At 69.2% G+C, this 14,105-nt stretch carries 17 protein-coding genes; 12 read left to right on the top strand and 5 right to left on the bottom strand.

Annotated elements, in window-relative coordinates; translation table 11 throughout:
* Positions 1-315 precede the first annotated feature (315 nt).
* Entirely contained in the window at positions 316-885 is a 570-nt protein-coding gene (locus ACFYTS_RS32790) for a GNAT family N-acetyltransferase (RefSeq protein ID WP_387309251.1), read from the bottom strand.
* Positions 882-2,174: a helix-turn-helix domain-containing protein gene (locus ACFYTS_RS32785; RefSeq protein WP_387309250.1), complete on the bottom strand. Its 1,293-nt coding sequence runs from the start codon at positions 2,172-2,174 to the stop codon at positions 882-884. Before ACFYTS_RS32785 ends, ACFYTS_RS32790 begins: the two co-directional genes overlap by 4 nt.
* Before the next feature lie 221 nt (positions 2,175-2,395).
* Here ACFYTS_RS32785 and ACFYTS_RS32780 point away from each other — a divergent pair, with 221 nt between their 5' ends.
* The 11 genes from ACFYTS_RS32780 (at position 2,396) to hisH (ending at position 9,216) form a co-directional block, all read left to right on the top strand.
* Positions 2,396-2,536: a hypothetical protein gene (locus ACFYTS_RS32780; RefSeq protein WP_387309249.1), complete on the top strand. Its 141-nt coding sequence runs from the start codon at positions 2,396-2,398 to the stop codon at positions 2,534-2,536.
* Complete coding sequence (locus ACFYTS_RS32775; RefSeq protein WP_387309277.1) at positions 2,533-2,859, top strand: hypothetical protein; 327 nt, start codon at positions 2,533-2,535, stop codon at positions 2,857-2,859. The genes ACFYTS_RS32780 and ACFYTS_RS32775 overlap by 4 nt, the downstream gene beginning before the upstream one ends.
* 8 nt (positions 2,860-2,867) lie before the next feature.
* Positions 2,868-3,176, top strand: a complete 309-nt coding sequence (locus ACFYTS_RS32770) for a hypothetical protein (protein WP_387309248.1) — start codon at positions 2,868-2,870, stop codon at positions 3,174-3,176.
* Positions 3,177-3,190: 14 nt separating this feature from the next.
* Positions 3,191-3,646, top strand: a complete 456-nt coding sequence (locus ACFYTS_RS32765; protein WP_387309247.1) for a hypothetical protein — start codon at positions 3,191-3,193, stop codon at positions 3,644-3,646.
* A 13-nt stretch (positions 3,647-3,659) separates the two neighbouring features.
* Positions 3,660-3,848: a hypothetical protein gene (locus tag ACFYTS_RS32760; protein ID WP_387309246.1), complete on the top strand. Its 189-nt coding sequence runs from the start codon at positions 3,660-3,662 to the stop codon at positions 3,846-3,848.
* Between the two features lie 273 nt (positions 3,849-4,121).
* Positions 4,122-4,418, top strand: coding sequence for a DUF6412 domain-containing protein (locus ACFYTS_RS32755; RefSeq protein WP_357285781.1), 297 nt, complete (start codon positions 4,122-4,124; stop codon positions 4,416-4,418).
* Between the two features lie 103 nt (positions 4,419-4,521).
* Complete coding sequence (yidC, locus tag ACFYTS_RS32750; RefSeq protein ID WP_357285784.1) at positions 4,522-5,337, top strand: membrane protein insertase YidC; 816 nt, start codon at positions 4,522-4,524, stop codon at positions 5,335-5,337.
* Between the two features lie 126 nt (positions 5,338-5,463).
* Positions 5,464-6,801, top strand: a complete 1,338-nt coding sequence (gene hisD, locus ACFYTS_RS32745) for a histidinol dehydrogenase (protein WP_387309245.1) — start codon at positions 5,464-5,466, stop codon at positions 6,799-6,801.
* Positions 6,798-7,952 carry a histidinol-phosphate transaminase gene (locus tag ACFYTS_RS32740; protein WP_357285789.1) on the top strand — a complete coding sequence of 385 codons (1,155 nt, stop codon included), beginning with the start codon at positions 6,798-6,800 and terminating at the stop codon, positions 7,950-7,952. The genes hisD and ACFYTS_RS32740 overlap by 4 nt, the downstream gene beginning before the upstream one ends.
* Before the next feature lie 2 nt (positions 7,953-7,954).
* Positions 7,955-8,581, top strand: coding sequence for an imidazoleglycerol-phosphate dehydratase HisB (gene hisB, locus ACFYTS_RS32735; protein WP_357286005.1), 627 nt, complete (start codon positions 7,955-7,957; stop codon positions 8,579-8,581).
* On the top strand, positions 8,578-9,216 hold the full coding sequence (gene hisH / locus ACFYTS_RS32730; protein ID WP_387309244.1) for an imidazole glycerol phosphate synthase subunit HisH: 639 nt from the start codon (positions 8,578-8,580) through the stop codon (positions 9,214-9,216). Before hisB ends, hisH begins: the two co-directional genes overlap by 4 nt.
* Before the next feature lie 42 nt (positions 9,217-9,258).
* On the opposite strand, the gene ACFYTS_RS32725 is transcribed toward hisH, so the two are convergent.
* Complete coding sequence (locus ACFYTS_RS32725; protein ID WP_387309243.1) at positions 9,259-11,025, bottom strand: GNAT family N-acetyltransferase; 1,767 nt, start codon at positions 11,023-11,025, stop codon at positions 9,259-9,261.
* Between the two features lie 59 nt (positions 11,026-11,084).
* Here ACFYTS_RS32725 and ACFYTS_RS32720 point away from each other — a divergent pair, with 59 nt between their 5' ends.
* The gene (locus ACFYTS_RS32720; protein WP_387309242.1) at positions 11,085-11,864 is read left to right on the top strand and encodes an alpha/beta fold hydrolase; all 780 of its coding nucleotides are present in this window, start codon (positions 11,085-11,087) and stop codon (positions 11,862-11,864) included.
* 14 nt (positions 11,865-11,878) lie between these two features.
* Here the strand turns inward: ACFYTS_RS32720 and ACFYTS_RS32715 are convergent, their stop codons facing one another.
* Together ACFYTS_RS32715 and ACFYTS_RS32710 are read right to left on the bottom strand one after the other, a co-directional pair.
* Positions 11,879-12,832, bottom strand: a complete 954-nt coding sequence (locus ACFYTS_RS32715; RefSeq protein WP_387309241.1) for a sigma-70 family RNA polymerase sigma factor — start codon at positions 12,830-12,832, stop codon at positions 11,879-11,881.
* Positions 12,833-12,842: 10 nt separating this feature from the next.
* Positions 12,843-14,033 (bottom strand): NAD(P)/FAD-dependent oxidoreductase, encoded by a 1,191-nt coding sequence (locus ACFYTS_RS32710; protein WP_387309240.1) that lies wholly within the window; start codon positions 14,031-14,033, stop codon positions 12,843-12,845.
* Positions 14,034-14,105 lie beyond the last annotated feature (72 nt).

Raw genomic sequence — 14,105 nt, 5'->3', positions numbered from 1 at the left:
CGATCCGAAGCTGGCGTAATGTCCGCAGCTGCCGAATCGCGCTCATTCCGAGGGTGATCTACGCTCGTTGAGCGATCGTTTGCGCTTGCGAATTCGGGGTTGTTCGAGGGGAACGGAATCTCGGGTGCGCGCCCGCGGGTAATGGTGAACCGGTCGACACCGCGACGGAGTGAACTACGGATTCCCAACGGTTGGAAGAATTCCCAGAACTGACCGTGGTGTGTGACAGCCTGTATCGCGCTGGGCGGCCGAGGATGTGGTCGCGCGGTCTCGATGATGCGGTGCGCGCGGTCGACGAGACCGACCTCGATGCAGCTATTGACGAAGGTCGTGGATCAGGACGTCGAACTGCGGCGCGTCCGGCCAGCCTGGGCGGAGCCTGCCGACGCGGTACCAACCCCACCGCAGGTAAGTCTGATAGGCGCGAGTGTTGTCGGGCCGGACAAGCAGTGTGGCGCGCTGCTCGGGTCGCGATCGGAGCAGCGAGTTGTGAAGGGTGCGCGCAAGGCCTCGGCCGGTCATGTCCTTCTTCACCATGAGCTCGCTCAGCGCGAAAGTGCGTGTGCCGTCCTCAACCGTGAAGTCGTCGTGAACTTGCGGCTCGTCGAGCTGTAGGCCATTCCACCATGCGGTTTCCTTGGACAGCGACCATCCCCACACCTGGCCGACGGGCCGCCCGCTGATCGAGACGATGATCTGCTCGAATTCACCGGGTCTATTGGGCGCGGTGTAGGCGTCGAACCGCTGCATGAACGCCACCGGATCCGTGAATGGTGCGCCGGCGCGAATCGCGTCCACGTACGCGCCACGGTAGATGTCCTCGACCTCGGTACGGTGCGTGCGCGCCTCCGCCGCGGTTAGGTGCTCGAAATCCACGCTCGTCATACACGCGCCGCCTTCTTTGCCAGGTCGTCGAACTGCAGACCGAATGCGCTGTCTGGCTGGACAGCTGATCGAACAGGCTCGAGGACACACAGCGTCCGAGTGGACGAAACCGCCTGCAACTGCTCGAGTGCGGGCAACCCGACCGATACCGCCTCAGTCAGATCCCCCACTTCCGCAAGCGCTCTCGCCCAACCGGCCCTGTAGTTGATTGCGTTTCGCGCACCGGCGGTCTCGAGGGCCAAGGCGCCGGACAGATCGGCTGCTTTGGCTCTGTCTCCCAGGTCGCCGTGGGCGCGGGCTTCGTGGCAGCGCACCTCGGTCGAGGTCACGAAACGCAGCCAAGTAGCGCAGTCCGCGAGCGGTTCCTGGTCGATCGCGAAGTCGAGTTCCCGCCACGCCGTCGCGATCGCTCGCCGGAAGTTCATGCGGTCACCGAGCACGCCATAGGCCTGCGCCGCCCGGGTCGCGATCAATGCGTGTACACGCCCGGACGGTAGCCCATGGGTGAGCTCACGCGCCCTGCTGATCAAGGCGAGCGCCCGATGCGGGTTGCCGAAACCTTGACGGGACACGGTGATCGACTGGTGCGCAGCCCCGAGGCAAACGTGCACCGTGAGCTCGTCGTCGCCGGCCTGGTTGGCCAGAGAGAAAGCGTCGCTGTAGCAGCTGCGCGCGAGCCGGTGCTGATCGGCGTCATAGGCGAGCCACCCTGCGATGGTCGCGAGGTTTCCTGCGGCACTGGCGAACGCCTTTCCGGCGCTGCCGGTGAACGAGCAGGTTTCGAGCAGTTCCTTGGCGACCTCGAGTTCCCGCACCGCGGTCTCCACCAGGCTTGCGCCACCGAGACGCTGATCCTGTTCGGCAAAGGTGGCCACGGCGCGCGATACCCGCTGTGCGTCAGCGACACCCATCGACCGGTTGCCGGTCGACAACAGCGTCGCCCCCAGCAAGATGCCGAACTCTCGCCGCTTCACCACATCCTCGACTTCGCTGTGATCCGAACCCCCATTTGTCAGGCTATCCCTCACCGCGGGGCCGGCCACGGCGATCGGCTCGATCGCCAGCGCATCTCGGAAGCGAGATCGCTGCGCGTCATCGAGCCTGGCAAGCACCGTGTCGAGAGCCTCCGCGGATTCGCCGCGAACTGGCCGAGCGGCGGTCGCCTTCTCCCACTTCCGAACGGTGGGCGACTTGAACCCGGTCGCTGCGGCGAGTTGTTCCTGCGTGATGCGCAATGCGGCCTCGCGAAGCGCGCGAACTTCCGCACCCGTCCACCTGCCGACGATCATCGACGCCCCTCGTTGTTCCCCGCAACGCCTCGTATCGGAAGCGTATTACTTGCGTGCGGTTCTGTGGCTGGGAACGGACCGTCGAACGCGCGAGGCTCGATATGCCCCGGTGCAAGGTGCGAAGCCCCAAAAGCCCTGGCGCCGGGTGCACTCCACGTCCATCAAGGGAGCTGGAGGCACCCGACATGGGAATCATCCTCGCAATCACACTGTCAGCGCTCGTGTTGGTATTCCTCGCGATACGCGTCATCGACAACCCGCCGGAACGAAAACTCACGGTTGCCGACATCCAGGCCCGGCTCGCCGCCGAGCGGCCGCGCACCCGCGACCACATCTCGACCCGCCTGAGGTGGACGCGATGAGTTTCAAATTGCCGTCCGCCATCGGGTTCCTGCGCAGCGATATTTCGGGTTGGAACCAAGTTGAGGATGAGCTGCGAATCCGGACCGCCGCCAAGCGAACTGGACACGACCTGCGCAAGACCATCGTGTTCACCAAGCGCACTGAGAACCGACTGCATCGCCTGCGTGTGGCGATCGACCGCCTGGGCGTCGAGGCCGTGATCGTGCCGAGCGCTGCGCATTTCGACGAGCGGTCGATCCCTGCCGAGGTGCTCGAGATGGCGGCTGTGATCACGGTGTCGCCCGGGCGCACGACGCCTCGCACCCGCCCCGCCACCAGTTAGGCGATGCCGTGTCGATCATGGATGTTCTCGCGCTGCTGGCCGAGGAGCGGCCAGCAGGGTGGGTGGGCTACAAGGACGGGTCATGGGCCCCGCTCGGCCGGGACGGGTGGGTTGGTCCGGTGATCACAGCGACCGACTTGATCGAGGTCGCGCACCACGACCTCGCTGCGCTCGAGGCGGCCGGGTTCATCACGGAGGTAATCGACGTCGAGCCGCTCTCAGTCGTCGACACCGAGTATCCGGGAGGAGGTCAGGCAAGCCGGCCCGCTCTCGCATCGGGGCCGGTAGACCCGCCCGCTATGGCGGAACCGATTTGAATAAGGGGATTCAGATGTCAATTCGCAGAACAGCATCCGGCGTCGTTGGTCTGGCGCTTACCGCCGTGTCCGTGTCGGTGCCCGCCGCCGCGGATGCGCCGGCACCCGACGCTCTCGCCAAGTCGTGCGGCTTCGAGTTCACCTGGACCCAGCCGACCGTGCTCCCCGCACAGGCGCAGATCCTCGGACGGGGCTTCGCACAATGCGATGTCCGCCCCGATGAGCACGTTCTCACGCTCGGGTTGGAGTACAAGCAAGGCGACAAATGGGTGAATGCCGCGAGTATTACCGACCGCACGCCGCCGCCCGTGCCGCCTGGTGTCCAGACCTACGACGTTTCCGCAGCCTGCTACTCGGGTACGTGGCGAATCAGTGCGGGCGTGACCGGATCGCTTCAGGGGGTACCGTTCGTGTTCAGCGACCATTCCCGCGAGCGCGACGTCCCCACCAGTCAGTGCCCGAGCCGATGAGAGGAAGCTCCCGATGGCCGATTTGGACGTGACTACATCCCGCGAGCTACGGGACCGGATTCAGCCGATCTACGAGCGGGTCGCCGACCTGCTCGGCGCCGAGCACCCGGCGGCGGTTTCGCTGATGCGCGCGGCGCACGAGCTCGCCGTCGCTGCGCCGGGACCGCGCCAGTACGGCGAATACACCCCGATGGCTGGATAGCAGCCGGCCTGAAATGCAAGAAGCGCCTCGGTACAAATGCCGGGGCGCTTCGCGCGTTTACTTGGCGATCCCAGCCCGGGTGGTTTCGATCCCGGCTCCGGCTGCAGAGGTTCGGCCGGAGATTCCCGCGCCCCGCGATAACGGCTCGTGCGGGCGCTGTCGTGTGGTGGATGCGATAGCCGCCGGGCGGTTGGGCTTCTGCCCGGTGTCGTGGGGTTCCGTGGTGCGAAACACAGGGTGCCGCGGGGGAGGAACGCGGGTACTGTCGGGCGCATGATCACGCGGATTCGGACGGCGGCGCTGCTGGTGTGCGCGCTCGTGGTCTCCGCGTGGGCGGTGCTGTATCTGGGTGCCGCACATCCTGATTCGCTGATCGTGCTCGGCGCGGTCGCACTGGTCGCGGTGACCGCGGCGGTGTTGTCCGCGCGCGGGCCGCTGCGGGCGGCCGGGGTGAGTGCCGGACCGGCGGAATCGGCGGGGAAGCGGCGGCGGGGAGCGTTTCTGCGGCAGAGCAATCCGGATGCGCCGGGTCGGCCGCGGCCGCGGGCGCCGGGGGTTCTCGCGGCCTGACCCGCGTACGGCCGTGCGGTCGTAGCCGGGGGTCGGGTGCTTCGCGATCCCGAATTCCCTTCGCCCGCACGTGTGTGCGGGTGCCGCGCAGCGAGGTTCTCCCGTGCTCGATTTCATCTATTACCCCGTGTCCGCCGTCCTGTGGCTGTGGCACACCGCCTTCGCGTCCGTGCTGGGCGCGACCAGTGGGCTGGCCTGGGTGCTGGCCATCGTGTTCCTGGTGCTCACCCTGCGAGCACTGCTCATCAAGCCGTTCGTGGCGCAACTGCGGTTCTCGCGGAAGCTGGCCGAGATGCAGCCCCAGATCCAGGAGATCAAGCGCAAGCACGCGGGCGACCGCGAGCAGCAGGCGCTGGCCATGCAGGAGTTGCAGAAGGAGTCCGGGGTCAATGTGCTGACCGGGTTCCTGCCGATCATCGGCCAGGCGCTGGTGTTCATCGGGCTCTACCACGTGCTGCGGTCCTTCCAGCCCGGTCACACCCAGAATTACGTGTTCGGCGCCGGGCAGGTCCAGTCGTTCCTGGACGCGAAACTGTTCGGCGCGCCGCTGGCGGCCACGCTGTCCGGGGCGGGTTCGGACTTCGGAACCATTGCCGCGGTCGCCATTCCGCTCATGGTGATCGCCGCCATCGCCACCCACTTCACCGCCCGCGCCGCCATCGCCCGCCAGCCCGCCCCGGCCGACGGCCCCGCGGCCTCGACCGCGCGCATCATGAACACCCTGTCGCAGTGGGTGTTCCCGGCGGGCGCGCTGGTGGTCGGACCGGTCATGCCGATCGCGATCCTGCTGTACTTCGTCACCCAGAATGCCTGGACATTCGCCCAGCAACACGTGGTGGCGACCCGCTTCGGCGACGACCGCGCCGAGCGGGGCGGACGCGGCGAAAGCACCGGGTCGGCGGCGGTCGCCCACGAATAGCGGGCGCTCGGGTGATGCGCGGATAAAGCGGTGGCGGTGACCGGATAGGCTGGTAGCTGGTCGCAAGCGGTTTCGGCTGCGTCGCGAACCCCCTCGAATCAGCACAGACAAGGACTGCACAGCGCTATGACCAGCCGCATCGAGCTCGCCCGCGTCGACCTGCGCGGACGTACTCCCACTGCTGCCGAACTGCGCGCGGCTCTGCCGCGCGGGGGCGTCGACGTGGACTCGGTGCTGCATCATGTGCGGCCCGTCGTGGAGGCGATCCGCGATCGGGGCGTCGAGGCCGCGCAGGAATTCAGCGAGAAGTTCGACGGCGTGCGCCCCGCCTCGGTGCGGGTGCCGGCCGCCGAACTCGAGCGTGCTCTCGCCGAGCTGGATCCCGCCGTGCGCGCGGCCCTCGAGGTCGCCATCGAACGCACCCGCAAGGTCCACGACGACCAGCGCCGTACCGACAAGACCACCCAGGTGGTGCCCGGCGGCACCGTCACCGAGCGGTGGGTGCCGGTCGAACGGGTCGGCCTGTACGTGCCCGGCGGCAATGCCGTCTACCCGTCCTCGGTCGTCATGAACGTCGTCCCCGCGCAGGCCGCGGGCGTGGAGTCGCTGGTCGTGGCCTCCCCGCCGCAGGCCCGGTTCGGCGGCCTGCCGCACCCGACCATTCTGGCCGCCGCGCAGCTGCTGGGCGTCACCGAGGTGTGGGCGGTCGGCGGCGCGCAGGCCGTGGCGCTGCTGTCCTACGGCGGCATCGACACCGACGGCGCGCAGCTGGAACCGGTCGACCTGATCACCGGCCCCGGCAATATCTACGTGACCGCCGCCAAGCGGCTGTGCCGCGGCCTGGTCGGCATCGACGCCGAGGCCGGGCCCACCGAGATCGCCATCCTCGCCGACACCACCGCCGACCCGGCGCACGTGGCCGCCGACCTCATCTCCCAGGCCGAGCACGACGTGCTCGCCGCCAGCGTCCTGGTCACCGACAGCGTCGAACTCGCCGACGCCGTGGACGCGGCGCTCACCGCGCAGATGGCCGTCGTCAAACACCACGACCGGGTCGCGGAAGCGCTGTCGGGCAAGCAGTCCGGCACCGTGCTCGTCGACGACATCGAGCAGGGCCTGCGCGTGGTCAACGCCTACGCCGCCGAGCACCTCGAGATCCAGACCGTCGACGCCGCGGGCGTGGCCGCCCGGGTGCGTTCGGCCGGAGCGGTTTTCGTCGGCGCCTGGTCCCCGGTGTCGCTGGGCGACTACTGCGCCGGCTCCAACCACGTGCTGCCCACCGCCGGATGCGCCCGGCACTCTTCGGGATTGAGCGTGCAGACCTTCCTGCGCGGCATCCACGTCGTCGAGTACACCGAGGCCGCGTTGAAGGACGTCTCCGGACATGTGGTCGCACTGGCCGATGCCGAGGACCTGCCCGCGCACGGCCAGGCCGTGCAGGCGCGATTCGGAGAGCTGCGGTGAGCGCCCAGGCCGGCCTGGAGGAAGGCGCCGTGACCGTTCCCGGCTCGACCATCTCGCTCGACGACCTGCCGCTGCGCGACAACCTGCGCGGCAAGAGCCCGTACGGCGCACCGCAGTTGACGGTGCCCGTCCAGCTCAACACCAACGAGAACCCGCACCCGCCGAGCCAGGACCTGGTCGACGACGTCGCCGAGTCCGTGCGCGCGGCCGCCGCCGACCTGCACCGGTACCCGGACCGCGACGCGGTCGGCCTGCGCACCGACCTGGCCGCCTACCTGACCCGGCAGACCGGCGTCGCGGTGGACGTGGCCAATGTGTGGGCGGCCAACGGCTCCAACGAGATCCTGCAGCAGCTGCTGCAGGCGTTCGGCGGACCCGGCCGCAGCGCACTGGGTTTCGTGCCCTCGTACTCGATGCACCCGATCATCTCCGAGGGCATCGACACCGAGTGGATCGAGGCCAAGCGCAATGGCGACTTCTCCCTCGACATCGACTACGCGGTGCTCACGGTGGGGGAGAAGAACCCCGACGTGGTCTTCGTGACCAGCCCCAACAATCCGACCGGGCACAGCATCCCGATCCCGGACCTGGAGCGCATCCTCGACGCCGCCCCCGGCATCGTGGTGGTCGACGAGGCGTACGGCGAGTTCTCCTCCGCGCCCAGCGCCATCAGCCTGATCGACAAGTACCCGACCAAGCTGGTGGTCAGCCGCACCATGTCCAAGGCGTTCGCCTTCGCGGGCGGCCGGCTGGGCTACCTGGTGGCCGCGCCCGCGGTCATCGACGCCATGCTGCTGGTGCGCCTGCCCTACCACCTGTCCGTGGTCACCCAGGCCGCGGCGCGGGCGGCGCTGCGGCACGCGGACGAAACCCTCGGCAGCGTCCACGAATTGGCCGCGCAGCGCGACCGCGTGATGGCGGCGCTGACCGGGCTGGGCTACGACGTGATCCCGTCCGACGCCAATTTCGTGCTGTTCGGCCGCTTCGCCGACGCGGCGCGCGCCTGGCAGCACTACCTCGACGAGGGCGTGCTCATCCGCGATGTCGGCATCCCCGGCTACCTGCGCACCACCATCGGCCTGGCCGCCGAGAACGACGAATTCCTGCGCGTCAGCGCGAAACTGGCGTCCGAGGAGCTGATCGCCCGATGACCATCGAACGTCCCGCCGACCGCATCGCCCGGGTCGAGCGCACCACCCGCGAGTCCAGCATCGTGGTGGAGCTCAACCTGGACGGCTCCGGCAAGACCGACATCTCCACCGGCGTCCCGTTCTACGACCACATGCTGACCGCCTTCGGCCAGCACGGCAGCTTCGACCTCACCGTCCAGGCCAAGGGCGACATCGAGATCGAGGCCCACCACACCGTCGAGGACACCGCCATCGTCATCGGCCAGGCCCTGGGCCAGGCGCTCGGCGACAAGAAGGGCATCCGCCGCTTCGGCGACTGCTTCATCCCGATGGACGAGACCCTCGCCCACGCCGTCGTCGACGTGTCCGGCCGGCCGTACTGCGTGCACACCGGCGAGCCGGATCACATGCTGCACACCATCATTCCGAGCGTAGCCCCGACCGCGTCGTACTCGACGGTGATCAACCGTCACGTGTTCGAGTCGATCGCCCTCAACGCTCGCATCGCCCTGCACGTGCGCGTCCTCTACGGCCGCGACCAGCACCACATCACCGAAGCCGAGTACAAGGCCGTCGCCCGTGCCCTGCGCGCCGCGGTCGAATACGACCCGCGCGTGTCCGGGGTCCCGTCCACCAAGGGTTCGCTGTGACCAAGAAGATCGCCCTGCTCGACTACGGCTCCGGCAATCTGCACTCCGCCGGCCGCGCCCTCGCCCGCACCGGCGCCGAGGTCATCATCACCGCCGACCCCGAAACCGCCTTGAACGCAGACGGTCTCGTGGTCCCCGGCGTCGGCGCCTACGCCGCCTGCATGTCCGGCCTGCTCGCCGTCCGCGGCGACCGCATCATCGGCAAACGCCTCGCCGGCGGCCGCCCCGTCCTGGGCATCTGCGTCGGCATGCAGATCCTGTTCGAGCGCGGTGTCGAGTTCGGCGTCGAGACCGACGGCTGCGCCGAATGGCCCGGAACTGTCGAGCGTTTGAACGCGCCGATCCTGCCGCACATGGGCTGGAACACGGTCAAGGCTCCTGCGGACAGCGTCCTGTTCGCGGGCATGGACGCCGACACCCGCTTCTACTTCGTCCACTCCTACGCGGCTCAACACTGGGGCTGGACCGACGACGGCGGCGGCCAGATCGCCCCGGCCAAACTCACCTGGGCCGAACACGGCGTCCCCTTCCTCGCCGCCGTCGAGAACGGCCCGCTCTCCGCGACGCAGTTCCACCCCGAGAAGTCCGGCGACGCCGGAGCCCATCTCCTCCGCAACTGGGTCGACTCGATCTGATCGACCGCGCTCGCCCAACCCCCGGGTTCCGCGGCGAATCGGTCAGAGCGCCCGCTTCAGCCCGACGTGACTGTTGTCGTACCCGAGCCGCGCGTAAAAGGCGTGAGCCCGGGTGCGGACCCGGTCCGTGGTGACCTGCGCGAGTGTCGCACCTCGGTGCCTGCCGTGGTCGTGCGCCCACTCGAGCATCGCGGTCCCGATGCCGCGAGAGCGTTCCGAGGCGGCGACCCGAACTCCCTCGATCTGGAGGCGGGTGGCGCCGCCGCGTGACAGGCCCGGAATGATGGTGAGCTGCATGGTACCGACGATCCTGTCGCCCTCGTCCCGGACCACGGCCAGATAGTGCGAGGGATCCCTGGTGATGGCGTCGTACGCCTCCTCGTAGCGGGCAATGTCGGAACCTTCGCGGGCACGGCCGATCTCGTCATCGGAGAGCAGCGCGACCAGCGCCGGAACGTCGGCACGCGCCGCCCGCTGCACACGATAGATCCGGTCGCCGAGTCGGAGCCGGCCGCCGACCGAAGCCCGTGCCCGTGCCTGCAGCCGGGCGATCAGCGTGTCCAGCCAGGCGCCGACGTGTTGCCGGGCCTCATGAGTGTCCGGGTACCGGCAGCGCAGGTGCAGCCCGGTCTCGTCGAGGACGAACCAGAGCATCACGCCGTCGGTCCGAATCGTCGCGCCGACGTATTGCGCCTCCAATCCGGTCGCGTCGACTCGCACCGGCAGCCGGCGCAGGTCCAGCCACGAAATCGCGAACATCCCCGGCGCCTCGGGCATCCCGCCCCACGGACGCAGGATGTCCTCCAGTGGCCAGGACCCCATCCGGACGGCCTCCTTCACCGCCTCGGCACTGGCGCGGGGATCGGAGTCGGCCGACTCGAGCACCGAGTTGGTGATGAACCACCCCACCGAGTCGTGCCAGGTGGTGTCGTACCGACTGTGCACCGGAAACACCGCTCGCAGTGCGGTGCCGGCCAGCTCGCGAGTCACCTCGGTCATCGCCCCCACCACCAGCGCCAGGGTCGAGACGCCGTCGTCGCGGGCCTGCGCCGAGAAGGCGGCGCTGTCGTCGACGTCGAGGACATCGCGCACCTCCACGCGCTCCTGCTGCAATGTCGCCTCACCCAGCGACAGCGGGAACCGTGGCATCACATCGCCGCTGCCCGCCAGCACCTCTGCCCAGCGGCGGTGCACCTCGGCGGGCGCCGGCGGGCGGTCCCGCAGCGCGCGGGTGTGCTCCGCGAAGGCGGGTACGGGCGGCAACGACGGTGAACGACCCTGCTGCACCGCGGCCAGCGCGGCGAGCAGGTCACGCGCGATCACCAGCATCGACCACATGTCGACGTGCGAGTGGTCGGCGGCGACCACCACGGTCGGCCCGACCGCGGTCTCGAGCACACAGAGCCGATGCGACGGACGACTGTACGGTGAGCAAGCACGGTCGAGCACGGCGCGGAGCGCATCGTTGACCGCCTGCCCCGGAGCGATCACATGCTCGACCCAGCCGCCGGGGAGGATATCGACCTCGTACAGCTGAGGCTCGCCGTCCGCGCCCGGCACGAAGACCGACCGCAGCGTGCCGTGCCGCTCGATCACCGCCAGCCAGGCGGCCGCGAGCTCGTCGGGCGGTACCGGCGCGGAGAGCTTGAAGGACAACGCCATCCAGGATCCCGCTCGGTCGCCGGCACCGACATGGCGTCGCTGGTCGAAGGACACGGGAAGGGATCGGCCCACCCGCCCCACGGTGACGTCGAAGCCCAGTAGGCGGCCGAACGGCAGGCGCAGGTGCGCGACGTTGGTCAGCCGCATGACGGTATCCTAGGCTCCTTCTCGAGCGATCGCCGTCTCACCAGCACACTGGAGCCACCGTGCCGACCTTCCGCGTTTCCGGCGCCGACATCGACGTGGAATTGAGCGACGAGGGTGGCCACCCGGTCGTCCAACTCCACGGCCTCACCTCCAGCCGTCACCGCGACCGTCTGATGGACCTCGATCTCGGCCGCGGACTCAGCGGAACCCGATTGCTGCGGTACGACGCGCGCGGCCACGGCCACTCGACGGGTCGTGCCGTCCCCGAGGACTATCGGTGGCCGGTTCTGGCCGATGACCTGCTGAACCTGCTCGACCACTGGTTCCCCGGTGAACAGGTGCACGGTGTCGGTCCGTCGATGGGTACCGGGACACTGCTGCATGCCGCTGTCCGCGATCCCGGCCGATTCGCCGGCCTCACCCTGCTCGTGCCCGCGACCGCTTGGCGCACCCGAGCCGCGAAGGCCGACATCTACCGCAAGAATGCCCGCTTGATCGAAGAGCAGGGACTCGCCGCCTTCCTCGGCGCCGATCTCACCGCGCCTCGCCCGCCGGCCACCGTCGGAACGCCGGAAACCGTGCCGGATGTCGCCGAGCACCTACTGCCCGCGCTGTTCCGCGGGGCAGCGATGAGCGACCTGCCCGCCCCCGAGGCGATCGCCGCGATCGACGTGCCGACCACGGTGTTGGCCTGGATAGACGACCCCGCCCATCCGGTGTCGACCGCCGAGGCGCTGGTGGACCTGCTGCCGAAGGCCACTCTGGAGGTGGCGCACACACCGGCCGATCTCGCTCGCTGGCCGAGCATCCTGTGCGACGACGTGGCACGACACGGGTAGGCACGACGGCAGCGCTACTCGGGAGTCCGGCTCCACAGCTCGACGAGTGGTGCGTCGTGGTCGCGGCGTCCCCATTGCTCGGTGAGGCGGTGGAGGCGGCCGGGGGCGCCGATGCCGTGCAGGGCGGCGATCTTGTCGTCGCGCAGTTCCAGGATCGTGACGCTGAGGATTCGGTCGGCGAGGGTGATGAGCATGGCTGGGCAGCCGTTGAGGATGGCGGCGTGAATTGTGGGGGAGCCGTTGAACTGGCGGAGTTTGGCGGGTGTGGGGGTGAAGCCGGCTCGGACCGCGATGGCTACGCGTTCGGGGGTGAGGAAGTGGATCAGCTTGGGCGCCGAGCCGCCCGCGCCGTCGGACGTGGCGGTCGCGTCGGCGGTGAGCAGGGATACGAGGTAGTCGGTGCGGCCCGAGGTGGCGGCCTCGACGAAAGCCTGGACGATGCTGCGGGCGGCGGCGGGGTCGCTGCCGGTGTTGTCGGCGGAGACGGTGATTCGGCGGCGGGCTCGGTGGGCATGCTGCTGACTGGCGGATTCGGTGATGGCGAGGATGTCGGCGATTTCGGCGTGGGTGTAGGAAAAGGCCTCGCGCAGAACGTAAACGGCTCGTTCGAGCGGGCTCAGGCGCTCCATCAGCAGCAGGACCGCCACGGTCACCGATTCGCGTTGTTCGGCGGTTTCGGCGGGGCCCAGCATCGGGTCGCCGTCGAGCAAGGGTTCGGGCATCCAGGCGCCGACCGCGCGTTCGCGGCGGACCCGCGCCGAGCGGAGACGGTCGAGCGCCAGATTGGTGACGATTTTCGTCAGCCACGCCTCGGGGACCTCGATGTAGTCCCGGTCGGCCGCCTGCCACCGCAGGAACGCGTCCTGCACCGTGTCCTCGGCGTCGGCGGCCGAGCCGAGCAGACGGTAGGCGAGGGAGGCCAGCCGGTTGCGACTGGCCTCGAAACACGCCACGGTGGCGGCATCCATGAGCTTCACCCTATGTGGTGACCACATCGACGGGGTGCGGGCGGGCCGGCGCCAAGCGGCGTGTGCGGCTTGGCATTCCGAAGGTCGGGTGGCTGATGCTCCAGCCGCTGCCCGCCACGATCGCCGCCTTGACCAGCGCCGCCGGTCGGCCGCACAGGGCCCCGGGCTTGGCCTGCGCGGCACCGTCGACCAGCTGGAAGATCGCGTCCTCACGGCCGAGACTGATGTGGTTGCCGACGTAACTCAGGGTGGTCGCCTTGACGGTGCGCCCGGTCCGGTCGCCGAGGATCGCGGCCGCCGCCTGCATACCGGTGAATCCCGCCGACGCGCACGACATCGGCAGTGGACGACCGTTCTCGCCGATGACGAAGACGCAGTCACCCGCGGCGTACACCTCCGGGTGCGAGACCGACCGCATCTGCCGGTCGACCGTGATCTGCCCGTTGGCTTCCACCGCCAGGCCACTGTCGGCGGGGATCGGATGGACGGCGAAGCCCGCGGTCCACACGATCGCATCCGAGGCGAAGACGGTCCCATCGTCGGCGACGGCCCGCCGCGCCTCGACCCGCGCGATGGCGGTGTGCTCGTGGATCCCGATACCGAATCGATCGAACGCGCGCAGCAGATGACGGCGGGCCTTCGGGCCCAGCCAGCCGCCCAGTTCACCGCTGGTGGCCAGCTGGACCCGCAGTCCTGGTCGGGCTTCGGCGATCTCGGTGGCGGTCTCGATCGCGGTCAGATTGCCACCGACCACGAGCACCGTGCCGTGCTCGCCGAGCTCGTCCAGACGGGCGCGCAGAGCCAGCGCGGACGGCCGTCCGGCGACGTCGAACGCGTGCTCCGCGGCACCTGGAACGTCGTGCACGGCGGCGGTACTGCCGAGCGCGTAGAGCAGAGTGTCGTATTCGATGCGGTGTGTGCCGTCGGCGTCGGCGATGGTGACGCTGCGGTGGTCGGCGTCGACACCGATCACCCGCGCCACCCGTAGCCGGATGCCGGTGCCCGCGAACACCTCCGCCAGCGGCCGGTGCGGCAGCGCATGTCCGGCCGCGAGCTGATGCAGCCGCAGTCGTTCGACGAAATCGGGTTCGGCGTTGACCACGGTGATCTCGAAGTCGCGGGAATGGAGGGTGCGGGCCAGGTATCCGGCGGTGAAGGCGCCGGCGTAGCCGGCCCCCAGGACGACGATGCGGTGCTGCATGATTTCGCTCCTGTCTGGTTCGCGTGCCCTCTGAACGAGACAGCGCGCGGATTCCTGACAGCACCGCCGGTG

It is taken from the genome of Nocardia sp. NPDC004151, from assembly GCF_042874235.1.
GTDB lineage: Bacteria > Actinomycetota > Actinomycetes > Mycobacteriales > Mycobacteriaceae > Nocardia.
This window is presented reverse-complemented; position numbering and strand designations above follow the sequence as displayed.